The organism is Geothrix terrae (assembly GCF_022808775.1).
GTDB classification, from domain to species: domain Bacteria; phylum Acidobacteriota; class Holophagae; order Holophagales; family Holophagaceae; genus Geothrix; species Geothrix terrae.
The window spans coordinates 583,427-608,226 of record NZ_JAKZLA010000001.1; the positions used below are offsets into that span (position 1 = coordinate 583,427).

The following is a 24,800-nucleotide window of genomic DNA, read 5'->3' on the forward strand; positions in this document are numbered from 1 at the left end:
CTCCGCGAGCCATGCCACGCCGCGCGGCTCTTGCCTTCGTGGCCTTCCTGGGACTGGCGGCGGAGGAGCCCCTCCACGAGATGGGCCCCTTCCCCACCCGGGAGATGTTCCCCCTCTACCTGCCCACCATGGCCTACCAGCCGGTGGACCCCGTTCCCCTGGGGCGGGGCCGCTGGCGGTGGGGCCTGCACTGGATCGAGGCCAACACCTTCCAGTTCTCGGACATCTTCGAGCAGTATGCCCCGCGGGACGCCTCCGGCCGCGTGGCCGTGACCGAGGCGGTGTTCGCCTCAGCCGCCGCCGCTTTTCCCGATCTCCCGACCCTGTACTACTTCGACGAGGAGATCGCCCGGTTCGAGCTGGAGGGAAGGTACGGGCTGTCGGACAAGACCGACCTGTGGTTCCGGCTGCCGGTCCAGAACCACACGGGGGGCTTCCTGGATCCCCTCATTGAGGGATTCCACAGGATCGGGTTCGAGCAGCCCGGACGGGATCGCGTCCTGAAGAACCAGGTGGCCCTCGCGGTGGCCCAGTACGGCAAGGTCGTCTTCTACAACGATGAACGCATCCTCGGGAAGACCCAGGATCCGGTCCTGGGGCTCACCCACCGTCTACTGGCGACGCCCACGTGGACGCTCTCCGCCGCGGTCAGCCTCAAGCCCCCCCTCACCCATACCTACGACGCCTTCCGGTCCGGGTGGGACCAGACCTACGGGATCACCGGTGCCTATAGGCCGGAGGGGCGGCATGCGTTCTACTTCGGCGGAGCCTTCGTCCGCCGGCCCCACGGGAGCCCGGAGTACACGGCCATCGGGTTCCGGAACGGGGTCGGCGCCCATGCCACCTGGGAATACCGGCGCTGGCGGCGGGTCCAGCCCTTTCTCCAGCTCTACTGGCAGAGCGGCTACCTGCCCCGGCGGCCCTCCCAGCACTTCGACCAGCCCAGCCTCCAGCACGATGCGGGAGTGCACTGGCACTGGACGCCCCATACCACCCTGACCTTCCGCTACCTGAACAACATCTCCCACTGGGGGAACACCGCGGACATGGGCCTTGGCGCGAGCCTGACGGCGCATTTCTAGGTAGAATGGGCGTTTGAATCCATGCGAGGTGCCCCATGGCCACGGCCAAAGTCCGCGAGATCCTGTCCTGGTACAGCTCCGAAAACCCCGGCGTGAAGGCCAACCTGGCCCGGATGATGAACACCGGCCGCCTGGCGGGCACCGGCAAGTTCGTGATCCTGCCCGTGGACCAGGGCTTCGAGCACGGCCCCGCCCGCAGCTTCGCGCCCAACCCGGCCGGCTACGATCCCCGCTACCACGTGGAGCTGGCCATCGAGGCCGGCTGCAACGCCTACGCGGCGCCCCTGGGCTTCATCGAGCACGTGGCCTCCGACTACGCCGGCGACATCCCCCTCATCCTCAAGCTCAACAACAGCGACATCCTCAGCAAGGGCCACGAGCCCTGCAGCGCCATCACGGGCAGCGTCGAGGACGCCCTGCGCCTGGGTTGCGCCGCCATCGGCTACACCATCTATCCCGGCAGCGGCGACCGCAACATCCAGTACGAGAGCCTGCGTGAGCTGATCCTCGAGGCCAAGGCCGTGGGCCTGCCCACCGTCGTCTGGTCCTATCCCCGGGGCGCCGGCCTGTCCAAGGAAGGCGAGACCGCCGTGGACGTGGCCGGCTACGCCGCTCAGATTGCGGCCCAGCTCGGTGCCCACATCATCAAGGTGAAGCCCCCCAAGCAGCACCTTGAGGTGAAGGAAGCCGCCGCCGCCTTCGAGAAAGCCCAGATCCCCGTCGAGACCCTGGCGGATCGGGTGAAGGAAGTGGTCCGTAGCGCCTTCAACGGTCGCCGCATCATCATCTTCAGCGGCGGCGAGGCCAAGGGCACCGAGGCGGTCCTCCAGGAAGTGGCTGAGCTGGCCAAGGGCGGTGCCTTCGGCAGCATCATGGGCCGCAACGCCTTCCAGCGGCCCAAGAAGGAAGCCATCGAGCTCCTGCATGCGGTGATGGATATCTTCGCGAAGGTGTAGCTGTCGCTCGGAACGCTGTACGTTCCTGGATGGAAAGAGCGGCGCATTCGCGCCGCTCTTTCGTTTGGCGTCATTCCTGGGTCATCAATCCGCGGTCGCGACGATCTCCCGGAAGAACGCGTTGACCTGGCGGGCCACCTTCAGGTCGCCGTAGGCACCAGCGGTGATGACCACACAGAGGTCCAGGTCAGGCGCGACGAAGATGCGCTGGCCGCCATTCCCGAAGGCCGCGGCCCAGGGCACGGCCCGGCCATGCCAGGCCGCGGAGCCAGTCCACCAGAGGTACCCGTAGCCTGTGTCGTCGAAGCCGGTGCGGAGCCGTGGTGTCAGAGAGGCGTCGATCCAGGCCGAGGGCACGATCTGGCGACCCCGCCATTGGCCTCGGTTCAGGACCAGGCGGCCGAGCTTCGCCATGTCCCTGGGCCGCATCCGCAACCCCGTGTAGGCCATGGGCCTCCCGAGGAAATCCCCCACCCATTCCACATCCCTGATCCCCAGGGGCTCGAACAAGGCCGTCCGCGCATACTCCGTCCACGGCATGCCCGTGGCACGCGAAAGGATGTCCGCCAACAGCAGGGCGCCCCCGCTGTTGTAGTTGAAGACTGTTCCGGGCGCCGCCGCCACGGGACGGCTCAGCGGATGGTAGGTCGGGGTCCACTTCCACATCAGCTTGTGCTCATCGTCAGGCCCGTCGCCACCTTCATGCCAGGCTAGGCCGCTGCTCATCCCGAGGAGGTGCTCCAGCGTGATGGTCCGCCGCTCCGGCGAGGCCAGCTCCGGGAATTCCGGATAGAACTCGAGCACCGGGGTGTCCACGCGCTTCAGCCTCCCCTGGGCCAGCGCCACCCCCACCAGTAGGTCGATGACGCTCTTGCCCACGGACCGCGCGTCGTGCCGCACCTCGGGACCGAAGGCCCGCGTGTGGGCGAAGAGGCTGTTCACGGTGCGGTCCCTGCCCGTCCGGTAGGCCTCTGCGACCAGCCGGCCGTGCCGCTCGACGACCACGCCATGGAGGTTGGCCTGGCTGCCCATCATCTCCATGAGAAGGGCGTGAAAGCGGGCGGGATCAAAGCCGGCCTCGGCAGGACTCAGCCGCTGCCAGCCGTCCCCCGCCAGAGCCGGCGTATCGAAGGGCGCGCTTGGCGATGGGGCCTCGGCATGGGCCAGCGCGGGCAGCAGAAAGAGGACCCACCCGAGGAACCACCTTCGACGCCGCCTTGCCACCTGGATGGAACCGCGTCCCCTGGATGGCGTCATGGCAGGCTCCTCTCCTCTCCACCGACGGGTGGGAACAGGATGGTATCTGTCACGTGTGCCGCCCGGACGACGGCGTGGTGACAGATCAAGGTCTTTTCTTCGCTGGGTGCTCCAGGAACACAAGGCCCGGCGACTTCTCCGCCGTGGTCCTTCGCTGCCAGTCGTTCTCGAAGAGGATGGCGGGGTTGCCCTCGGTGTCTTCCACCAGCTCGCCCCAGAACTTGCTGGGCTCGGGCCAGCCGCCTTCAAGCCAGCGGGCCATCTGGAAACCGCGGGGCTCCAGCAGCACAGGGCAGGCGTACTCGTCCTTGAGGCGGTGCTGGAGCACCTCGAACTGGAGGCGGCCGATGGCGCCGAGGATGGGCAGGGGCGCGCCGCCCTTGGGCCAGAAGACCTGCACCACGCCTTCTTCCGCGATCTGGCTCAGGCCCTTCAGGAAGCCCTTGCGGGCGCCGGGGTCCGCCAGGCGCACGGAGGCGAACTGCTCAGGCGAGAAGCGGGGCACGGCGTGGAACTCGATGGGACCGGCGGCGCTCAGGACGTCGCCGATGCGGAACAGGCCGGGGTTGATGAGGCCCAGGATGTCTCCGGGGTAGGCCTCATCCACGATCTGCCGCTCGCGACCGAAGAACATGTGGGGGTAGTTCAGCTTGATGGATTTCTTCTCGCGAACGTGAAGGGCGTCCATGCCCCGGTCGAACTTCCCGGACACGATGCGGGCGAAAGCCACGCGGTCCCGGTGGGCCTTGTTCATGTTGGCCTGCACCTTGAACACGAAGGCGGTGAAGGGTTGCTCCGGCCCCACTTCGCCGCCGTTCATCAGGGGCCGCGGGCCCGGCGCGGGGGCAAGCTCCAGGAACTCTTCCAAGAATTCCGCCACGCCGAAGTTGTTCACGGCCGACCCGAAGAACATCGGGGACTGCTCGCCGCGCAGGAAGGCTTCCCGGTCGAAGGACGGCAGCACGTGATCCATGAGATCCACGTCATCCTTGAGCTGCTGCAGCTCGGCGGGTGTCAACAGGGCGGCGATCTCGGGATCGTCCAGACCGCCCTTCCCGGCCACGCGCGCCTTCTGGCCCGCCTTGGCCCGCTCGAAGACCTGGATCTGGCCCGTGGCCCGGACGTAGACACCCTTGAAGTCCGTGCCAGAACCGATGGGCCAGGTCATGGGCACGGCGTGGAGACCGAACAGCTCCTCCACCTCGTCGATGAGCTCCACGGGCTCGCGGCCAGGGCGGTCCAGCTTGTTCACGAAGGTGAAGATGGGCAGCTTGCGTTCATTGGCCACGCGGAACAGCTTCTTGGTCTGCTCTTCCACGCCCTTGGCGCAGTCCAGGAGCATCACCACGGCGTCGGCGGCCGTAAGCGCCCGATAGGTGTCCTCGCTGAAGTCCTGGTGGCCCGGCGTATCCAGCAGGTTGATGGCCCGGCCGTGGTACTCGAACTGCATGGCCGCGGAGGTGACGCTGATGCCGCGTTCCTGCTCGATGCTCATCCAGTCCGAGTGGGCCGCCGCCCCGCCTTCGCGGGCCTTCACGCTGCCCGCCCGGTCGATGGCGCCGCCGTAGAGCAGCAGCTTCTCCGTCAGCGTGGTCTTGCCGGCGTCGGGGTGGCTGATGATGGCGAAGGTTCGCCGCCGCTGGATCTCATCGGAGAGGGACATGGGGTTCCGGAACAAAGAAAGGCGCGGCGGATGCCGCGCCTTTCCATTGTCCCCCGACCGGAGGGGAGACTCAACCCCGGGCCGCCATCCGGCGCTGGACCTCGGCCTCGCCCACATCCTCGATGTGGGTGGCGATCCACCACTGGTTGCCCCACGGGTCCTGCACGCCGGCATTGCGGTCGCCGTAGAACTGGTCGGCGGGTTCCGTGAGCGAGACCCCGCCGGCCGCCATGGCGGCCTGGTACACCGCATCGGTGTCGGGGACATAGAGGTAGAAGCCCGTGGGCATCGGCTTCCATGGCTCCCGGGCCTGGGCCAGCATCACCATGGAATCGCCGATGCACACTTCGGCATTGGCGATGGCCCCGTCCGGGCGTACCGCCCGGCTGCGTTCCTCCGCGAGGAAAGCGGCTCGGAGAAAGGCGATGAAGCCCTCCCCATCCGGCACGATCACGTAGGGCGTGACCGTGTGGTATCCAGCCGGAACAGGTGAAACAGCCATGGCCCACCTCATCTTTCCCAGGTTCCAGAGGGCGCTGATGCGCCCTCTGGAACGATGCGCGGCTATTTGGCGATGCCGACCTGCCGAAGCATCCACGCCGCCTCGAAGGCCTTGTCCTTCAGGGCGTCGTAGCGGCCCGAGGCGCCGCCATGACCCGCTGGGTCCATCTTGATCTTCAGCAGCAGCGGGTTGGCGTCGGTCTTGAGGGTGCGGAGTTTGGCCACGTACTTCGCGGGTTCCCAGTACATCACCTGGCTGTCGTTGAAGCTGGTGGTGACGAGGATGGCCGGGTAGGCCTTCTTCGCCAGGTTGTCGTAGGGGCTGTAGGCCCGCATGTAATCGAAGGCGGCCTTCTCGTTGGGATTCCCCCACTCCAGGTATTCGCCCACGGTGAGGGGCAGGCTGGCGTCCATCATGGTGTTCATCACATCCACGAAGGGCACGGCGCTGTGGACGGCCTTGAAGAGGTCGGGCCTCATGTTCGTGACCGCCCCCATGAGCAGGCCACCGGCGCTGCCGCCCTCGATCACCAGGCGGTCCTTGCTCGTCCACTTCTCCTTCACCAGGTAGTCGGCGGCATCGATGAAGTCGGTGAAGGTGTTCATCTTCTTCATGAGCATCCCATCGTCGTGCCAGGCCTCGCCCATCTCGTTCCCGCCCCGGATGTGGGCGATGACATAGACCATGCCCCGGTCCAGCAGGCTGAGGCGGGGGATGGAGAAGGTGGCGGACATGCCGAAGCCGTAGGAGCCATAGGCATACAGGAAGAGCGGTGCGGAGCCGTCGGGTTTCACGCCCTTCTTGTAGACCACGGACAGAGGCACCTTCGCCCCGTCCCGGGCCGTGGCCCAGAGGCGCTCCGTGGCGTACTGGGACTTGTCGTAGCCGCCCAGCACCTCCGTCTCCTTCAGGAGGGTCTGCTTCCCGGAAGCCATGTCGCAGTCATAGATGCTCTGGGGCGTGATCATGGACTGGTAGGCGAACCGGAAGGCCCTGGCGGTGTATTCAGGCGTCCCACCGGGGAAGGCCGCGTACACCCGCTCGGGGAAGGCCACCTCCTTCCAGTCGCCGGTCTTGACGTCCTGGATCCTGAAGCGGTCCAGGCCTTCGTGCTTCTCGGCCACCACCAGGAAGTCGCGGAAGGGTTCGAGGCCCTCGATCAGCACATCCGCCCGATGGGGGATGAAGGTCTTCCAGTGCTTGGGATCCGGCGTCGCCACCGGGGCCGTGACCAGACGGAAGTTCTTCGCGCCCTTGTTGGTGCGGATGTAGAAGGTCCCCTCCCGGTGCTCCACGTCGTACTTGTGGCCCTTCTCCCGGGGCAGGAGGACCTTGAAGGCACCGGTGGGCTTGGATGCGGCCAGGTACCGGGTCTCCCAGGTATCCGTGGACTGGCTTTCCATCAGGAGGAACTTCCGGTCCTTCGTCCGCCCCACCCCGATCCGGTACAGCTCGTCCTTCTCCTCGTAGATCAGTTCCGGCTTGCCACCCTTGAGGTCCAGCCGCCAGAGCTGGTTGGAGCGCTTGGTGACATCGTCCTCCGTGACGAAGAGGAGGTGCCGGGAATCCGCCGCCCAGGTGAAGGAGGTCACCCGCTCCGCGAGTGGGCTGCTGACCTTGCCCGAGGCCAGATCCTTCGTGAAGAGCTTGTACTGGCGGAAGCCCGTGGCATCAGTGCTGTACAGCAGGGTGCGGTCGTCGTCGCTCACGGACATGCCGCCCAGGCCGAGGAACTTGAGGCCCTTCGCCAGCTCGTTCTGATCCAGCAGGACCTCCTCGACGGCCTTCTCGTCATAGGCCCCGTCCTTTCCCGCCTTCCGGCGACACTGGATGGGGTACTGCTTCCCTTCTTCCGTGCGGGCGTAGTAGTAGAAGGCTCCGCGACGGACAGGGACGCTGAGATCCGTCTGCTTGATGCGCCCCAGCATCTCCTTGTAGAGGGCCTCGGAGAAGGGCTGGAGGTCCTTGGTCATGGCCTCGGTGTAGGCGTTCTCCGCATTCAGGTAGGCCACCACCTCCGGATTGGCCTTCTCCCTCAGCCAAAACCAGGGATCGTTCACCGCCTCCCCATGCCAGAGGCTCGCGTGGGCCTTCTGGGGGGCGACGGGGGGCTTGGGGGCAGGATCGGCAGCCATGAGCAGTCCGCAGGCGAGCAGGGTAACTGGAATATGAAATAATCGGTGCATGGATATACCCTCACGACACAAGGTATCACACAAGAAGGGGCCCTGCAGGGCCCCTTCTTGTATTCGTACGTCTTGACGGCGGCAGGTGCTACTTCGCCTCCACGACGGGGATGCGCATGCCATAGAAGGAGCGCCACACGAACACCGTCGAGATCAGGAAGAAGACCAGCGCGGCGACGTGAGCCGTGGCGGGGTTGAGGGTGATGGCCAGCTCCACGGCCAGGAGGCCGAAGAGGGTCGTGAACTTGATGACCGGGTTCATGGCCACCGAGGAGGTGTCCTTGAAGGGGTCGCCCACGGTGTCACCCACGACGCAGGCGTCGTGGAGCTCGGTGCCCTTGGCCTTCAGCTCGGTCTCCACCAGCTTCTTCGCGTTGTCCCAGGCGCCGCCGGCGTTGGCCATGAAGATGGCCTGGTAGAGGCCGAAGACGGCGATGGAGATCAGGTAGCCGATGAAGAAGTAGTGGTTCACGCAGGCGAAGGCCAGCGTGGAGAAGAACACGGCCAGGAAGATGTTGAACATGCCCTTCTGGGCGTACTGGGTGCAGATCTCCACGACCTTCTTGGAGTCCTCCACCGAGGCCTTCTCGGCGCCGGCGTCCAGGTTGATGTTCTGCTTGATGAATTCCACCGCGCGGTAGGCGCCCGTGGCCACGGCCTGGCAGGCCGCGCCGGAGAACCAGAAGATCACCGCGCCGCCGGTGATGAGGCCCAGCAGGAAGAGTGGGTTCAGCAGGGACAGACCCTCCTGGACCGCCATCTGGCCCGGCAGGTTCGGCAGGACGGAGCCGTACTTCGCGGACAGCACCTGGATGATCGAGAAGATCAGGGTGGTGGCGCCCACCACGGCAGTGCCGATGAGCACGGGCTTGGCAGTGGCCTTGAACGTGTTGCCGGCGCCATCGTTCTCCTCGAGGTACATCTTGGCTTCCTCGAAGTCGGGCTTGAAGCCGAAGTCCTTCTGGATCTCCGCCTCGATGCCGGGGAGCGTCTCGATGGTGGAGAGCTCATAGACGGACTGGGCGTTGTCGGTCACGGGACCATAGGAGTCCACAGCGATGGTCACCGGGCCCATGCCCAGGAAGCCGAAAGCCACGAGGCCGAAGGCGAAGATGGCGGGGGCGGCCATGAAGGCGCCCAGGCCGAAGGTGGACACGTAGTAGGCCGCGCCCATGAGGACGACGATCGTGAGGCCCATCCAGTAGGCGGAGAAATAGCCCGCCACCAGGCCACTGATGATGTTGAGCGAGGCGCCGCCTTCCTTGGAGGCCGTGACGACCTCCCGCACGTGGCCGGAGTTGGTGGAGGTGAAGACCTTCACGAGTTCGGGAATCAGCGCACCGGCCAGGGTGCCGCAGGTGATGATCGTGGAGAGCTTCCACCACATGCCCCCACCGAGAATGCCGTCGGGAAGATGGCTGATCAGCAGGAAGGACAGGACATAGGTCATGACGATCGACAGGATCGAGGTGAGCCAGACAAGGGAAGTCAGCGGGTGCTCGAAGTTGAACTTCTTGGACTCGCCATACGTGGCCTTGGCGATGATGCCGTTGATCCAGTAGGAGACGGCGGAGGTCACGATCATGCCCACGCGCATGACGAAGATCCACACGAGCAGGGCGACCTGGATGGCCTGGTATCCGGGACCGGCGGTCACCGGGTTGACGGCGAGCAGGATGAAGGTGATGAGCGCGACGCCCGTGACGCCGTAGGTCTCGAAGCCATCCGCCGTGGGGCCGACGGAATCTCCCGCGTTGTCGCCCGTGCAGTCGGCGATGACGCCGGGGTTGCGGGCATCGTCTTCCTTGATCTTGAAGACGATCTTCATGAGGTCGGAGCCGATGTCGGCGATCTTGGTGAAGATGCCGCCCGCGATGCGGAGGGCGGCGGCGCCAAGGGATTCGCCGATGGCGAAGCCGATGAAGCACGGACCGGCGGCGTCACCGGGGATGAAGAGCAGGATGGCCAGCATGAGGACCAGCTCCACCGAGATGAGCAGCATGCCGATGGACATGCCGGCCTTGAGGGGAATGGCCATGGTGGGGAAGGGCTTGCCGCCCAGGCTGGCGAAGGCCGTGCGGGAGTTGGCGAAGGTGTTGATGCGGATGCCGAACCAGGCCACCGCCACCGAGCCGAGGATGCCGACGATCGAGAACAGGAGGACCACGATCACCTGCGGCCAGCTCATGGCCGGGTGGGCCAGGAACCGGAAGTAGGCGACCATGATCACCGCGATGAAGGACCAGAGGATCGCGATGAACTTGATCTGGGTCAGCAGGTAGGTCTTGCAGGTCTCATAGATCAGCTCGGAGATCTCGAGCATGGACTTGTGGACCGGAAGGTTGCGGATCTGGGAGTACTGCACCAGGCCGAAACCGATGCCGAGCAGGCAGATGAAGAGGCCGATGAGCAGCAGGTTGTGGCCCGTCATGCCCATGAAGCTGCCCTGCAGCGCGGGGATCTTCAGTTCCGCCTCGCCACCCGCGAAGGCCGGGGTGGAGAGCAGAAGGGCGAAGAGCGCCGTCATCCCCCCCTTGAAGAGTCTGGTCGATGCCAGAGAGTCAAGGAGACGTTTCATCGTCGCCATGGTTATTCCTCCAGATGGGTTAAGGAGAGGGAGAATGGAAAGCTGGATCGGCTGGAAGCAGGACGGACATGGTGGCCTGTGCGGAAGCTGCACGAGCCCCACGCGGGGGCGATCCACCAAAGATCGTGTCTAGATCGGGCTTGATTTTAGCGGACCGGGGATTGCAAACGCAAGACTTCAGGCCGGCCTCCGACCAAGGTCCCAGCAGGGTGGGACAGGACGATGCCCATTGTCACAGCTTGCCTTGCTCCAGCATTAGCGCTTGGGAATCGAGGATCGTCCGAAGATAATCGGGTCAGATATGGCCCCGCCATTGAAAGAGGGCCCCGCCGCCAGACGCGGGCGCTCCGACCCACCTCCCCGTTTTTCAAAGGAGTCACCCTATGTCCGTTGCTGAACAGAGCATCGCGGGCGCGGAAGCACGCGGCCACGGCTTCCTGGCCTCGTCGGTCGGCCGCAAGGTCGTCATGGCGGCCACCGGCGTCATCCTCTTCGGATTCGTCACGGTCCACATGCTGGGCAACCTGACGTCCTACATGGGTGCCGAGGCGATGAACCACTACGCCGAGTTCCTGCACACCATGATCCACGGCATGGGCATCTGGGTGTTCCGAGCGGTGCTGCTCACCGCGGTCGGCCTCCACATCTGGGCCGCCACGACCCTCACGCTGGACAACATGGCCGCCCGCCCCGTCGGCTACCGGAACCAGAAGAACATCGCGTCCACCTGGGCTTCCCGCACCATGCGCTGGAGCGGCGTCATCCTCGCCGCGTTCATCGTCTACCACCTCCTGCACCTCACCACCGGCACCGTCCATCCCAACTTCGACCGCGCGAACCCCTACGCCAACTTCGTGAACGGCTTCAAGGTTCCTGCCGCGGCCGCCTTCTACATCGTGGCCCAGCTCTGCCTGGGCCTGCACATGTGGCACGGCGTGTGGAGCTGCACCCAGAGCTTCGGCCTGGCCCATCCCCGCTACGACAGCCTGCGGCGCAACTTCGCCACCGGTCTGACCGTCCTCGTGGTGGGTGTGAACATCTCCTATCCCATCGCCGTCCTGACCGGCTTCATCCACTGATCCCAGGGAGCGCTCCATGGAACTCAATGCCCGAATCCCAGACGGCCCGATCGACAAGAAATGGGAAAAGCACAAGTTTGATCTCAAGCTCGTGAACCCGGCCAACAAGCGCAAGTACAAGGTGCTCGTGGTGGGCTCCGGCCTGGCCGGTGGCGCCGCCGCGGCCTCCCTGGCCGAGCTCGGCTACGAGGTCGAGTGCTTCTGCTACCAGGACAGCCCCCGCCGGGCCCACTCTATCGCCGCCCAGGGCGGCATCAATGCCGCCAAGAACTACCAGAACGATGGCGACAGCGTGTACCGCCTGTTCTATGACACGGTGAAGGGCGGCGACTTCCGCGCCCGCGAGGCCAACGTGCATCGCCTGGCCGAGGTCAGCAACAACATCATCGACCAGTGCGTCGCCCAGGGCGTCCCCTTCGCCCGGGAATACGGCGGCCTGCTGGACAACCGCTCCTTCGGCGGCGCCCAGGTGAGCCGCACCTTCTACGCCCGCGGGCAGACCGGCCAGCAGCTGCTCATCGGCGCCTACCAGGCCCTGGAACGGCAGATCGGGCTGGGCAAGGTGAAGATGTTCCCCCGCCACGAGATGCTGGAAGTGATCGTGGTGGACGGCGTGGCCAAGGGCATCGTCGTGCGCGACATGGTGACCGGCGAGGTCACATCCCACGTCGCGGATGCGGTCTGTCTCGCGACGGGCGGCTACGGCAACGTGTTCTACCTGTCCACCAACGCCAAGGGCTGCAACGGCACGGCCGTCTGGCGCGCCTACAAGAAGGGGGCCGCCTTCGCGAACCCCTGCTTCACGCAGATCCACCCCACCTGCATCCCGGTCACCGGCGACCATCAGAGCAAGCTCACGCTCATGTCCGAGTCGCTGCGCAATGATGGCCGCATCTGGGTGCCCAAGCGCAAGGAGGACTGCGGCAAGCCCGCCTCTCAGATCCCCGAAGAGGACCGCGACTACTACTTGGAGCGCAAGTACCCCTCCTACGGCAACCTGGCTCCCCGCGACGTCTCCAGCCGCGCCGCCAAGCAGGTCTGCGACGAGGGCCGCGGCGTCGGGCCCACCCGCTTGGGTGTCTACCTCGACTTCAGCGACGCCATCAACCGTCTCGGCGCCAACAAGATCGAAGAGAAGTACGGCAACCTCTTCGAGATGTATGAGCGCATCACGGACGAGAATCCCTACAAGACGCCCATGCGCATCTTCCCGGCCAGCCACTACACCATGGGCGGCCTGTGGGTGGACTACGACCTCATGAGCACCATCCCCGGCCTCTTCGTGCTGGGCGAGGCCAACTTCTCCGACCACGGCGCCAACCGCCTGGGCGCCTCGGCGCTCATGCAGGGCCTCGCCGACGGCTACTTCGTGATCCCCTACACCATCGGCGGCTACCTGGCCGGCATCAAGCCCGGCACCCGCATCAAGGCCGACGATCCCGCGGTGAAGGCCGCGGAGCAGGCGGTCACCGACCGGACGGACAAGCTCATGTCCATCGGCGGGAAGGAGACCCCAACCCACTTCCACCGCGAGCTGGGCAAGGTCATGTGGGAGATGTGCGGCATGGGCCGCAACGAGGCCGGACTGAAGAAGGCCCTCGAGCTCATCCCCCAGATCCGCGAAGAGTTCTGGAAGAACCTCCGCATCCCCGGAACCGGGAACGACGTGAACCAGTCCCTCGAAGCCGCAGGCCGCGTGGCCGACTTCCTGGAGATCGGCGAGCTGATGTGCCTGGACGCCCTCGAGCGCCGCGAGTCCTGCGGCGGCCATTTCCGCGAGGAGTGGCAGACCGAGGAAGGAGAGGCCCTCCGCGACGACGAGAACTTCGCCCATGTGGCCGCCTGGGAGTACAAGGGCGAAGGCCAGGCTCCGGTGCGCCACACCGAGCAGCTCGCCTTCGAGAACGTCCACCTCGCGACCCGCAGCTACAAGTGAGGAACTGAGCCATGTCCAAGCACCTCAATCTCACCCTCCATGTGTGGCGGCAGAAGAACGCCAAGTGCGACGGCAAGTTCGTCGAGTACCCCGCCGAGAACATCAGCCCCGACATGTCCTTCCTGGAGATGCTCGACGTCGTGAACGAAGGCCTCATCCGCAAGGGCGAGGAGCCCATCACCTTCGACCACGACTGCCGCGAGGGCATCTGCGGCACCTGCAGCATGGTGATCAACGGGCGCCCCCACGGTCCCCGCGAGCGCACCACCACCTGCCAGCTGCACATGCGCAGCTTCAAGGACGGGGACAGCATCACCCTCGAGCCCTGGCGCGCCGAGGCCTTCCCGGTCATCAAGGACCTGATGGTGGACCGCGGCGCCTTCGACCGCATCATCGCGGCCGGCGGCTTCATCAGCGTGCCCACCGGCTCGCCCCAGGACGCCAACGCCCTGCCCATCCCCAAGCAGAGCGCCGACCTCTCCATGGATGCGGCCGCCTGCATCGGCTGCGGCGCCTGCGTGGCCGCCTGCCCCAACGCGAGCGCCATGCTCTTCGTGTCCGCGAAGATCAGCCACCTGGGCCACCTGCCCCAGGGCCAGCCCGAGCGCCACATCCGCGTCCGCGACATGATCGCCCAGATGGATGCCGAGGAGTTCGGCACCTGCACCAACCACGGCGAGTGCGAAGCCGCCTGCCCCAAGGGCATCAAGATGGAGAACATCGCGCGCATGAACCGCGACTTCATCAAGGCCAGCCTCACCTACCGTCCCGCCACCAGCGGCGGCGGCGTGGGCTGAACCAGCCCTGCCCCGAGAGGAACGCCCGGCAACTGCCGGGCGTTTCCTTATCGGGAAACTGTGCCATCCGGCCCACCGCTCCGGAGCACCCTTCAGGCGCTCGAAAAGGCCGTTTTCCCCTATCCTGGGCCCTTGGGACAGAGGTGAAGCGGCATGAGGCTCCTGTTGGTCGAGGATGATGAGCGGGCTGCGACGGCCCTGGAACGAAGCCTCCGGGAGCAGGGATTCTCCGTCGAAGTGGCACTGGATGGGGTGAACGGCTTGGCCGCCGGGAAGTCGTCCTCCTTCGACTGCCTCATCCTGGACGTGATGTTGCCTGGGATGGATGGCTTCTCCCTCCTCTGGGAACTGAGGGCGGCCGGCGTGCAGACACCCGTCATCTTCCTGACGGCCCGGGACGCCCTTCCCGACCGAGTCCGGGGCCTGGAGCTGGGTGGAGGGGACTACCTGGTCAAGCCGTTCGCCTTCTCGGAACTGCTGCTGCGGATCAACAACCTGCTCGCCCGCGGAACCTCCGCCACACCCAAACCCTGGGTCATCGGAGACCTCACGGTGAACCCCTTCCAGAGGAAGGTCTACCGTGGGGCGGACCGCCTCGACCTTAGCTCGCAGGAATACGCGCTGCTCGAGCTCCTCGTCCGGAATGCCGGGCACATCGTGACCCGGACCCGGATCGCCGAGGAGTTGTGGGACCTTTCCTATCAGGGCGATCCGAACCTGGTGGACGCCGCTGTCCGCCGGCTGAGGAAGAAAGTGGATGATCCCTACCCACGCAAGATCATCCAGACCCGGCGGGGCGTGGGCTATCTGGTCGAGCCTGGCCATGATTGAAACCCTGCGCCGGTCGATGCTCCTGCACCTGGCCCTGATCTTCGCCGCGGGGATGTCCTTGGTGGTGGGCGGCGCGGGGCTGTACCTGCATGCCTCCGTGACCCACGCGGTCTATGCCCAGGTGAACCGGGATCTGATTGATTCCGCCCGGCTGACCCTCCACCGGCTCGAAGAAGACAAGATGGGGCTGGACAAGGAACTTCTGGATCTCGGAGACAACGTCTACCTGCGCGTGATGAGGCCCTCGCGGGAGGTGGTCCTCGAAAGCAAGGACATGTCCCAGCTCCTGCCGAGGGAAGCCCCGGTGCCGCTGGGCTCATGGCTCTGGTGGGAGAGCCCCCGCAAGTCGCCTATCCGGGTCAAGGTCGTCTCCTTCCGCTACCAGGGCGGATGGATCCAGCTCGCCAGGGACATGCACCCGGAGGAAGGGGTCCTGAAGGACTTCAGGAGGTCCCTCCTCGTCCTCCTGTCCATCATCCCGTTCGCATCCGCAGCCCTGGGTTTCGGCCTGCTCAGCCTGGGCTTCCTGCCCCTCGAACGCCTCCGATCCAAGGCGGGGGACATCGGTCCCGAGACGCTGCAGTCCCGCATCGATCCCTCGCCCTTCCCGAAGGAGCTCGACCCGCTCGTCCAGACCGTGAACCAGGCCCTGGGCAAGCTGGAGTCTGGCTTCACGCGCCTTTCCGAGCTGAACAGCGACCTCGCGCACGAGCTGCGGACGCCCGTGCATGCCCTCCGGCTGGAGTGCGAGAGCCTGCTCTCCCGCGGGGATCTCACAGAGCAGGCGATGGATCAGCTCGAGTCCATGATGGAGACTCTGGTCCACATGGGAGCCGTGATCGAGCAGATGCTCGTCCTGGCCAGGTTCGAGGATCCCTCCACCAGCATCACCCCTGTCCTTCTCCAGGCGGGTGCCCTAATCCGGGAGGCCGTCGCGCCCTTCGAGCCCCTGGCCGAGGAGAAGGGGCTCGCCATCGAACTGGCCTCGTCGCGGGGGCTGTCGTTCATGGGCGATGCGACCCTGCTCAAGCGGGCCCTGCACAACCTGCTTGGGAATGCCATCCGGCACGCGCCCGAAGGCTCGCGGATCCGCCTTTCGGCGTTGCGGGAGGGCGATGCCGCGGTGCTCGCAGTGTCCGACCAGGGGGAGGGCATCCCGGCCGGTGTGTTGGGCCAGCTCGGCAGGCGCTTCGTCCGGGAGGACGCCTCGCGAAGCCGCCAAAGCGGGGGCGCCGGCCTAGGCCTCGCCATCGTCCACGGCATCGCCCGGCTCCACGGAGGAGCGCTATCCCTGCAGAGCACGGAGGGCCGTGGCACCGTGGCGAAGATCACAATCCCGACACCCTGACCGAATCGTCAGGTTCGCATCATCGGCCCATCAGGTTCGGGCTGTATTCCTGTGGACACAAGATGGGCCCGGATCCTCCGAGGTTCCTTCCCCCCCCACTCCACAGGAGGAAGACCATGCACGAACCCCGACGTTTAGCGTTGGCCAAGGCGGTCAGGAAGGCTCTGTCCTTCGCCGCCCTGGCTGCCCTGGCCATGCACCTCATGCCCGTGGCCAAGGCCGTTCCCTCGTTCTCCCGCCAGTACGGCCAGAAGTGCTCGGCCTGCCACAATCCCTGGGGTGGCCTCACGCCTGCGGGCGCAACCTTCAAGCTCAGCGGCTACCGGGCCATGAACGGCCGGGACCTCAAGCCCGTCAATCCTGAGATCGAGATCACGAAGGACTTCAGCCTGCCAGGTTCCCTGCCCTTGTCCATCATCACGGGCGTGGGCCTCGAGAGTCGCACCGAAAAGCGAGAAGCGGCCGTGGGACGGTCCCCCGAGGTCACGTCCAAGGGCACGTCACTCGCCCTGGAAGACCTGAGCATCTTCCTAACCTCCTCCATGGGCAAGCACTTCGCCTACTTCATCGAATTTCCCATGTACGAGACCAAGGCCTGGGAATTCACCCCCACCGGCAACTACGAAGCCCGCTACAACACGAACCCCGACCGGCAGATCAAGTTCGCCACGGAGATCCCCAGCTTCGAGGTGGCTAAGTTTTTCTGGAACAACCTCTTCGGCGATGCCGCGCCGCGTGACAGCGTGAACCTGCTCGCCGGCATCACGCACCCGCCCTTGGCCTACTCACCCGGCAAGGTCCGGCTCTCGGTCAATCAGTACCTGGTCTACGAGAGGACCGCGCTCGACCTGATCAGCCCCCGGAAGGTGGAGGACGTGGTGGGCGGTGAACCCAACGACTCCATATTCCGCTTGAGCGAACCCCAGGTCCTGGCGGAAGCCTTCGGCATGCTGACCTTCGGCAAGCCGGTCACCGACGTGGGCAAGAAGGAGACCTTCTGGGCCGAGTACCACGTCGGCATCTCGAACGGCGCGAACGGCAAGGCGGCGAACAATGCCACGCCCAGCTGGTATGGCCGCTGGGTCATGCGCTACTACGGCCAGTCCCTGGGTGTCTTCGGCTGGAAGAGCACGGACTCCTACAGCGACAAGATCCGCGCCACCGCGTCCCTGGCGAACCCCAGCGGCATCATGTCCGGCCTCAACAACCCGAACCAGGTGACCCGCTTCGGCCCCGACATGACCCTGAACCTGGCGCCCTGGGGCATCCCCGTCAACCTGGAGAACCAGTACATGGTCAACCGGGAAAGCAACCCCATGGGCTTCGGGAAGGCGTTCAAGTGGAAGGGCGGATTCCACCAGATCAACTACCGCCCCACAAGCACCCAGGCCCTGTACGCGCGCTACGACTACCTCAAGGGCGATCCCTATGACGACACCAGCGTGACCCTGAACGGCAACACCGGCATCACGCGCTCCACCCCGAAGGAGAGCGACTGGATCTTCGGCTACCAGCGCATGATCCAGGAGCACATCAAGTGGGTGTTCGAGTACCGGCACCACCAGTTCGATGACCTGGCCCTGGGCGGCGTCATCCCCACGCTCGGGGTTGCCACCAACCCGGCCCGGCTGACCGACGACGGGTTCACCGCGAAGTTCATGTTCGGCTTCTGATCCTGCGCCGAGAGGATGACACCATGCGTTCGACTTCCCTCCTCCCACTGATCTCCGTCGCGTTCCTTGCCACGGCTGCTCCCGCCTTCACGGCGGAAGACAAGACCGCGGATCCAGGTGCCCAGGTGTTCCAGGGCTCGTGCCTGACCTGCCATAAGGGGAACCAGTCCCTCGACCAGGTTCGCCTGACGCGGGACAAGTGGAAGGAGGCAGTCGATCGCATGGCGGATTCGGGCTTCCTGGATCCGGTCCCCTCCAAGGAAAAAGTGAACCTCCTCCTGGATTACCTGGCGAAAGAAAAGGGCCCAGTCGATCCTGGGAACGCCTCCAAGAAATAGCCGCCCCTTTCCTGGCACCGCCTGGGCGCCGGCCAGCCGGTGCCCAGGCAGGCCACGCCCTGCCCCGGCCAGGACCAGCACCCTCTTGGCGCCTTCCCGCAGAGGATGGATTCATGAACGAGCACGACATCGCGAAGGGCCTCGAGGTCTGGGGCCTCCAGACCCTCCTGGATGCTTCGATCCTCTTGGGGATCCTGGCCTCCGGCTTGCTCCTCGCCCAGGGCTACTATCGCGGGCTCAACCGCCACCTGAGCCTCCGAGTGTCCCGGGAACTCTGGGATCTGCTCACCGTGCTGCTGCCGGACCTGATCCTGGCGGCCCTCTTCCTGGTGGGCTACGCAGTCCTGAATCCCGACATCATGGCGGACATCAAGATGGCCGTGCCCTTCTACCCGCTCGCCACCCTGCTCTTCGCCTGGGCCTTCATCCTCCGGTTGTTCAAGGGGGGCCACGAGGCCGGATCTTCCGCGTTCCACCGAGCGCTCCGGCTGACCCTGATCGCCAACGCCATCAACATGGTGGGCTTCACGTTCATCGCAGAAGCGGCCAGCGAGGAATACCTCGTCCATCACGCCAGCCCTGTCTGGACCTACCTGAAGACCCACTTCCGCTCCAACGCGGACCCCGTTGGCCTCGAGGTCTCCCAGGGCACGTTCTATATCTGCTTCCCCATCCTCCTCCTTCTCGGCGCGTGGGGCGTGAAGTTGGCTCTGGCAGGCATGAAGGCCCGCCAGAGCCAGGACTGACCCGTAGGTTGGGCCTGGACCCTGGACGAGCAGGCCTGCGCAGGTTGCGGCATCTGCGTGGACCTGTGTCCCCACGGCGCTCTGGAGATGGCCCCAAGCCAGGTCCGCCCTGCGGCCGTCCTGGGCACCTGCACGGGGTGCATGGCCTGTGCGGAGGACTGCCCACTCGACACCATCATCCTCTGGCAGAGCGCCCTTCCCTGCCCCTAGGACACCCGGAGCACCCCACAGGGATCGCGCCTCGAAGACCGGCAGCTTCACTTTTCCTTGATCGGATGGCCACCAAATTCGTGGCGCATCGCCGCCACCAGCCGGTCCGAGAACGACTCGGCATCGCGCGAGCGCAGCCGCTGAATCAGCGCCTGGGTGATCACGGGCGCCGGTACGTCCAGATCGATCGCTTCGTCCACCGCCCAACGGCCTTCCCCGGAATCCGCCACGTAGGGGGCGATGCCGGCCAGGCCGCCCGGCTTCGCCAGCGCGCGGGCGGTCAGGTCCAGCAGCCAGGAGCGCACCACGCTCCCGTGCCGCCAGATCTCGGCGACCTGGCTCACATCCAATCCGAATGCCTCCTTGTGCTGGAGGATCGAGAAGCCTTCCGCGTACGCCTGCATCAGCCCGTACTCGATGCCGTTGTGAACCATCTTGGCGAAGTGGCCCGCGCCGCACGGGCCGACCCGGCCCCAGCCCTCACCTCCTTCGGGAGCCAGGCTCTCGAAGATCGGCCGCAGCCGCTCGATCACCGCCGGATCGCCCCCCACCATCAGGCAATAGCCCTCGGTGAGCCCCCAGACGCCCCCGCTCGTCCCGCAGTCCAGATAGTGGATCCGCCTTCCCGCCAACGTCGCCACCCGGCGCAGCGTGTCCTTGTAATGCGAGTTGCCCCCGTCGATGATCACATCCTCCACTGAGAGCAGCGGCAGCAGGGCGTCGATCGTCTGGTCCACCTTCTCCCCGGCGGGCACCATCAGCCAGAGGACCCGCGGCCCTGGCAGGCCGCCCGCCAGCGTCTCCAGGGACCCGGCGACGTCGAGCCCGTGGCCTTGCAGGCGCGCGCGGGCCCCGTAATCCGGGTCGAAGCCCACCACGCGGTGGCCGGCTCCCGCAAGGCGCCGGGCCATGCCCGCACCCATCCTGCCCAGCCCGATCATGCCGATGTCCATGGTGGCGCTCCTTAGGTGTCGATTCCGGCTCCATGAATGGTGAGCCCATGTGCAACGGTGTTGCCACAGCCTCTCCACTTGGGCTATTCTCGAATTGTATGGGATCCCAAACAAAAACACCTCCAGGCAGCGATCCGACCACCCGGCGGGTCTTCCAGGCCTTGCGAGCCATCGTCAGGGACCTGCGCCTGGCCTCGACCTCCTGTGAGAAACAGTTCGGTCTGAGCGCCGCCCAGCTGTTCGTCCTTCAGGCCCTCCGCGATCAGCCAGGCATGAGCCTGGGCGAGGTGGCGGCCCGTACGGTCACAGACCAGAGCTCCGTATCGGTCGTGGTCAGGAAGCTCCAGGAGAAGGACCTGGTCCAGAAGCATGTCTCCGCCGAAGATGGGCGCCGGCTGGAGCTGTCCCTGACGGCCGCCGGGCAGCGCCTGACCGGGCAGACGCCTCCCACAGTCCAGGACCTGCTGATCCGGCGCATCGCGGGCCTGGAGTCCGGGGACCGGACCCGGCTGGCCGAGCTGCTCGAGCACCTGGTACCCCCGAGCCTGGAGGCCCGGCCGATGTTCTTCGAGGATCCGCCGCGCCCGGCACGGGGAGGGAGGAAGCCATGACGGGCGCGCCATCACCGTTGCAGCAGCCTGGGGAAGGCCTCCCCGTGGCCCCGAGTCTCGCGCCGACCCTGGAGAATGCCCGGATCCCCCTCGAGCGGACCGTCGTTGATGGCCGGGTCGCCCTCATCAGCCTGCTCGCCCTCGCCCTGGGCGTGGCCGCGGGGTACCTCGCGGAGCTGCTCGTCCGGCTCATCGGGCTGGTCACCAACCTCGCCTACCACCACCGCTTCTCGACGGAGTTCGCCTCGCCGGCCGGGCACCACCTCGGCTGGCCGGCCATTTTCATCCCGGCCGCAGGAGGCATCCTCGTCGGCCTGATGGCCCGGTACGGATCCCGGGCGATCCGGGGGCACGGCATCCCCGAGGCGATGGAACAGGTCCTGCTCAACGAGAGCCGCATCCCGGCCCGCATCACCTTCCTCAAGCCCCTCTCCGCCGCCATCGCCATCGGCACCGGCGGCCCCTTCGGCGCGGAGGGCCCCATCATCGCCACCGGCGGCGCCCTCGGCTCCCTCCTCGGGCAGGTCCTCTCGACCACGGCGCTGGAGCGCAAGACCCTGCTGGCGGCTGGCGCGGCGGCCGGCATGGCGGCCACCTTCGGATCCCCGGTCTCCGCGGTGCTCCTCGCCGTGGAGCTGCTGCTCTTCGAGATGCGGCCGCGCTCCATCATCCCGGTGGCCCTGGCCAGCGTGGCCGCCACCGGCGTCCGTTTCTCGCTGGTCGGCATCCGACCGGTCTTCCCCATGCCCACGCTGGCCACCCCCGGCGGGTCCGCCCTGGCCATCTACATCGCCCTCGGCGCCTTGGTCGGCCTGGCCTCGGTCTACGTGACCCGGGCCATCTATTGGATCGAGGACGGCTTCGAGCATCTGCCCATCCACTGGATGTGGTGGCCCGCCCTCGGCGGACTGGCCGTCGGCGGCGTCGGCTACTTCGTCCCCCACACCATGGGCGTGGGCTACGACAACATCCAGGCCATCCTTTCGGCGAACCTCCTCGGGACCGGTCTTCTGGTCCTGTGCCTGGCCAAGTTCCTCTCCTGGTCCATCGCCCTCGGCAGCGGCACGTCCGGCGGAACGCTGGCTCCCCTCTTCACCCTCGGTGGCGCCCTGGGCGCCCTCCTGGGCGGCCTCATCGCCGCGGCATTCCCGGAGGCAGGCGTGGACCCCCGGATCTGCGCGCTGGTCGGCATGGCCGCCATCTTCGCGGGCGCTTCCCGGGCCATGCTCGCCTCCGCCGTGTTCGCCTTCGAGACGACCCTGCAGCCCCTGGGCCTCCTGCCCCTGCTGGGCGGATGCTCCGCCGCCTACCTGATCTCGGCCCTGATGATGCGGAACAGCATCATGACGGAGAAGCTTGCCCGACGCGGCATCCGGGTCCCCGAAGAATACTCGGCGGACTTCCTGGATCAGGTCCTGGTCCAGGATGCGGCCTCCAGCCCCGTGGTGACCCTGGAGGCGGACCAGTCGCTCGATTCGGTACGGTGCTGGATCGAAGCCGGAGCTGACGGTGCCTCCCACCACGGGTTTCCCGTGGTCGACGGAGATGGCTCTGTGATCGGAGTGCTCACGCGGCGGGACCTGCTGGAGGCCTCCCATCCTCCGGATGCGCCGGTCCGGGACCTGGTCCACCGGGAACTGGCCGTGGCCTTCGGGGGAAACTCGCTCCGCCAGGCGGCCGACCACATGGTCCGCGAGGCCGTGGGACGCCTTCCCGTCCTGGACGCGGAGTCCAGGCTGGTCGGCATCCTCACGCGGAGCGACCTGCTGGAGGCCCACACGGCGAGGCTGGCTTCCTCGGAGGTTCCGAAGCGCACTTTCCGGGCCGGATAGTCACTCCACCAGTGGCTCCACGTGGTAGGGGATGGAGATCACGATGGTCTTGGGCTTCAGGAGCAGGGTGCCCTTGATCCGCCAAGCTGTCTGGTTGTGCAGGAGGTTGGCCCACCAGTGGCCGGTGACGAACTCCGGCAGGATGACGGTGGTGGTGAACTCCGGTTCCGCTTTCCGCATGCGGTCCAGCTCATTCACGATGGGCTCGACGATCTTGCGGTAGGGGCTGCGGATGGACCGGAGGGGAATCCCCTCGCAGTACATTGGCCAGTCGGACCGCAGCTTCTCCAGAGCCGCGCTGTCACGACCATGCTCATCGGGGAAGTCGATGGTCAGGGCCTCTACCTCGCCATGTCCGGCGATGACCTTCGCATAGTTCAGGGCCTGCACCACGCCAGCGTGGATCCCGGAGACCAGCACGACCACCCGGTTGCGGCGGGGCCCGAGGAAGTCCACCCGGCTGGCCGCGAGGATGGATTTGACCCGGATGTAGTGCCGGTGGATGTTGAAGAAGGTCACGACCATCAGCGGCACGAGTACGATGACGATCCAGGCGCCGTGGGCGAAGCGCGTCACGGCGATCACCAGCATGACGATGAACGTGGTGATGGCGCCCAGGCCGTTGATAAGCGCCTTGATCTGCCAGCCGGCGCCCTTCAGCCGGAACCAGCGGCGCACCATGCCCGTCTGGCTGATGGTGAAGCCGAGGAAGACGCCCACCGCATAGAGGGGCAGCAAGTGGTCTTCCTTCGCGCCGAAGAGCAGGACCAGGAATCCAGCGGCCAGGGACAGGATGAAAATCCCGTTGGAGAAGACCAGGCGATCCCCCTGGCTGGTGAACTGGCGGGGCAGGAAGCCGTCCCGGGCATGCAGCGCGGCCAGGCGTGGAAAGTCCGCATAGGCTGTATTCGCCGCCAAGGCCAGGATGGCCATGGTGAAACCGGTGGTGGTGAGGTAGACGAGCTTCGCGAACCCGTGCTCCGCTCCGCCCAGGGTGATCCTGGTGAGCTGGGACAGCAGAGTCTCGGACGCATCCGGGTGGTAGGTCAGGCCATAGTGATTCGTCAGATAGGTGATCCCCAGGAACATCGTCCCGAGGAGCGCCACCATCCAGGTCATGGTCTTCGAGGCGTTGCGCGACACGGGGTCCTTGAAGGCCGTGACGCCATTGCTGATGGCCTCCACCCCTGTGAGGGCGGTGCAGCCCGCGCTGTAGGCCCTGGCCAGCAGCCAGACCGCGGCCAGCCGCGAAGTGCCTTCCAGATGGACTGACGCGACGTGGGTGGCGGCCACTTCATGGCCCGTGGCCACGTTCCAGAAACCCTTGATCAGCAGGCCCACGATGCAGATCACGAAGCCGTAGGTGGGCAGAGAGAAGACCAGGCCACTCTCCTTCACACCCCGCAGGTTCATGAGCGCGATGAAGGCGATGATGCCCTCGGCGAGGAATACGCGGTGGGCCTCCAGCCCGGGGAAGGCGGAGACGATGGCCGAGACGCCCGCGGACACGGACACGGCCACGGTCAGGATGTAGTCGATCAGAAGGGAGGCGCCGGCGGTCTGCGCCGCGGCCTCGCCGAGGTTGTCCTTGGCCACCAGGTAGGCGCCTCCACCACTGGGATAGGCGTGGATGGTCTGGCGGTAGCTCACGTTGAGGATCAGCAGCAGGCCGACAATGCCGAGGGACACCCACCAGGACCACCCGAGCACCCCTGCCCCGAACACCGCAATCGCGGCCGTGAGGGGCGCCATGATCTCCTGGGTGCCGTAGGCCACGGATGAAAGCGCGTCCGAACTGAACACGGCCAGGGCGATGGGGTTGCTGATCCGGGTCTCGTGGCTTTCTTCGCTGGCGAGGCGGCGGCCCAGGAGAATGGTTCTGTAATTGGGCATGACCGGGGTTCCTGGGATAGTGGGTCCAGACGGGATGACGATGGGACCGACCCGGTCCGCCTGCCCCGAGGTCGGGCCAACCGACAAGAATGGCCAGGAATGGCGTTAAGAATGCGTTAGGAATCCAAGCAGGAAAGGCTGCCCCGGCCGCAACTCGAAAAGTCCTCCTCGATTCCTAACAGCACCTTAACGGGGCTCAAACCATGCTGGCGGACCGGGTGGTTCCACGCAGCCCGGATCACCCGCAGGAGTATCTGTGCACCTCGTGATGCCATGGTTCCTCCCACTCGCCACGCTGGCCGCCTGGCTGGGCCTCCGGG

Annotated in this window: 20 protein-coding genes; 13 read left to right on the top strand and 7 right to left on the bottom strand. The window is 66.2% G+C overall.

Annotated features, from left to right (window positions below; translation table 11 throughout):
• Nucleotides 1-11: 11 nt before the first annotated feature.
• Both MLE42_RS02730 and MLE42_RS02735 read left to right on the top strand, forming a co-directional pair.
• Nucleotides 12-1,082 (top strand): DUF3187 family protein, encoded by a 1,071-nt coding sequence (locus tag MLE42_RS02730; RefSeq protein ID WP_243286338.1) that lies wholly within the window; start codon nt 12-14, stop codon nt 1,080-1,082.
• A 35-nt stretch (nt 1,083-1,117) separates the two neighbouring features.
• Nucleotides 1,118-2,038: a class I fructose-bisphosphate aldolase gene (locus tag MLE42_RS02735; RefSeq protein WP_243286339.1), complete on the top strand. Its 921-nt coding sequence runs from the start codon at nt 1,118-1,120 to the stop codon at nt 2,036-2,038.
• A gap of 84 nt (nt 2,039-2,122) precedes the next feature.
• Here MLE42_RS02735 and MLE42_RS02740 read toward each other — a convergent pair whose 3' ends face one another.
• From MLE42_RS02740 to MLE42_RS02760, 5 genes are all read right to left on the bottom strand, one after another.
• On the bottom strand, nt 2,123-3,295 hold the full coding sequence (locus MLE42_RS02740) for a serine hydrolase domain-containing protein (RefSeq protein WP_243286340.1): 1,173 nt from the start codon (nt 3,293-3,295) through the stop codon (nt 2,123-2,125).
• Nucleotides 3,296-3,380: 85 nt separating this feature from the next.
• Nucleotides 3,381-4,958 (bottom strand): peptide chain release factor 3, encoded by a 1,578-nt coding sequence (locus tag MLE42_RS02745; protein WP_243286341.1) that lies wholly within the window; start codon nt 4,956-4,958, stop codon nt 3,381-3,383.
• A 70-nt stretch (nt 4,959-5,028) separates the two neighbouring features.
• Nucleotides 5,029-5,460 carry a VOC family protein gene (locus tag MLE42_RS02750; protein WP_243286342.1) on the bottom strand — a complete coding sequence of 144 codons (432 nt, stop codon included), beginning with the start codon at nt 5,458-5,460 and terminating at the stop codon, nt 5,029-5,031.
• Nucleotides 5,461-5,522: 62 nt separating this feature from the next.
• Nucleotides 5,523-7,595 carry a S9 family peptidase gene (locus tag MLE42_RS02755; protein WP_243286343.1) on the bottom strand — a complete coding sequence of 691 codons (2,073 nt, stop codon included), beginning with the start codon at nt 7,593-7,595 and terminating at the stop codon, nt 5,523-5,525.
• 139 nt (nt 7,596-7,734) lie between these two features.
• Nucleotides 7,735-10,173: a sodium-translocating pyrophosphatase gene (locus MLE42_RS02760; RefSeq protein ID WP_243286344.1), complete on the bottom strand. Its 2,439-nt coding sequence runs from the start codon at nt 10,171-10,173 to the stop codon at nt 7,735-7,737.
• Nucleotides 10,174-10,616: 443 nt separating this feature from the next.
• On the opposite strand from MLE42_RS02760, the gene MLE42_RS02765 reads away from it, so the two are divergent.
• The 9 genes from MLE42_RS02765 (at nt 10,617) to MLE42_RS16345 (ending at nt 19,191) form a co-directional block, all read left to right on the top strand.
• On the top strand, nt 10,617-11,312 hold the full coding sequence (locus tag MLE42_RS02765; RefSeq protein ID WP_243286345.1) for a succinate dehydrogenase cytochrome b subunit: 696 nt from the start codon (nt 10,617-10,619) through the stop codon (nt 11,310-11,312).
• A gap of 16 nt (nt 11,313-11,328) precedes the next feature.
• The gene (locus MLE42_RS02770; protein ID WP_243286346.1) at nt 11,329-13,248 is read left to right on the top strand and encodes a fumarate reductase/succinate dehydrogenase flavoprotein subunit; all 1,920 of its coding nucleotides are present in this window, start codon (nt 11,329-11,331) and stop codon (nt 13,246-13,248) included.
• Nucleotides 13,249-13,259: 11 nt separating this feature from the next.
• On the top strand, nt 13,260-14,045 hold the full coding sequence (locus tag MLE42_RS02775) for a succinate dehydrogenase/fumarate reductase iron-sulfur subunit (protein WP_243286347.1): 786 nt from the start codon (nt 13,260-13,262) through the stop codon (nt 14,043-14,045).
• 153 nt (nt 14,046-14,198) lie between these two features.
• The gene (locus MLE42_RS02780; protein ID WP_243286348.1) at nt 14,199-14,876 is read left to right on the top strand and encodes a response regulator; all 678 of its coding nucleotides are present in this window, start codon (nt 14,199-14,201) and stop codon (nt 14,874-14,876) included.
• Complete coding sequence (locus MLE42_RS02785) at nt 14,869-16,224, top strand: ATP-binding protein (protein WP_243286349.1); 1,356 nt, start codon at nt 14,869-14,871, stop codon at nt 16,222-16,224. The genes MLE42_RS02780 and MLE42_RS02785 overlap by 8 nt, the downstream gene beginning before the upstream one ends.
• Nucleotides 16,225-16,340: 116 nt before the next feature.
• A complete protein-coding gene (locus tag MLE42_RS02790; protein ID WP_243286350.1) occupies nt 16,341-17,897 on the top strand; it encodes a hypothetical protein in 1,557 nt (518 codons plus the stop codon).
• 23 nt (nt 17,898-17,920) lie between these two features.
• A complete protein-coding gene (locus MLE42_RS02795) occupies nt 17,921-18,235 on the top strand; it encodes a hypothetical protein (protein ID WP_243286351.1) in 315 nt (104 codons plus the stop codon).
• Nucleotides 18,236-18,348: 113 nt separating this feature from the next.
• Complete coding sequence (locus MLE42_RS02800; RefSeq protein WP_243286352.1) at nt 18,349-18,981, top strand: hypothetical protein; 633 nt, start codon at nt 18,349-18,351, stop codon at nt 18,979-18,981.
• Nucleotides 18,982-19,002: 21 nt separating this feature from the next.
• Nucleotides 19,003-19,191, top strand: a complete 189-nt coding sequence (locus tag MLE42_RS16345) for a 4Fe-4S binding protein (protein ID WP_420843066.1) — start codon at nt 19,003-19,005, stop codon at nt 19,189-19,191.
• A gap of 47 nt (nt 19,192-19,238) precedes the next feature.
• Here MLE42_RS16345 and gnd read toward each other — a convergent pair whose 3' ends face one another.
• Nucleotides 19,239-20,264, bottom strand: a complete 1,026-nt coding sequence (gene gnd, locus MLE42_RS02805) for a phosphogluconate dehydrogenase (NAD(+)-dependent, decarboxylating) (protein ID WP_420843058.1) — start codon at nt 20,262-20,264, stop codon at nt 19,239-19,241.
• Between the two features lie 41 nt (nt 20,265-20,305).
• Here gnd and MLE42_RS02810 point away from each other — a divergent pair, with 41 nt between their 5' ends.
• On the top strand, nt 20,306-20,755 hold the full coding sequence (locus MLE42_RS02810; RefSeq protein ID WP_243286354.1) for a MarR family winged helix-turn-helix transcriptional regulator: 450 nt from the start codon (nt 20,306-20,308) through the stop codon (nt 20,753-20,755).
• Nucleotides 20,752-22,587 (top strand): chloride channel protein, encoded by a 1,836-nt coding sequence (locus tag MLE42_RS02815; protein ID WP_243286355.1) that lies wholly within the window; start codon nt 20,752-20,754, stop codon nt 22,585-22,587. Before MLE42_RS02810 ends, MLE42_RS02815 begins: the two co-directional genes overlap by 4 nt.
• Here MLE42_RS02815 and MLE42_RS02820 read toward each other — a convergent pair whose 3' ends face one another.
• The gene (locus MLE42_RS02820; protein WP_243286356.1) at nt 22,588-24,480 is read right to left on the bottom strand and encodes an APC family permease; all 1,893 of its coding nucleotides are present in this window, start codon (nt 24,478-24,480) and stop codon (nt 22,588-22,590) included.
• Nucleotides 24,481-24,800 lie beyond the last annotated feature (320 nt).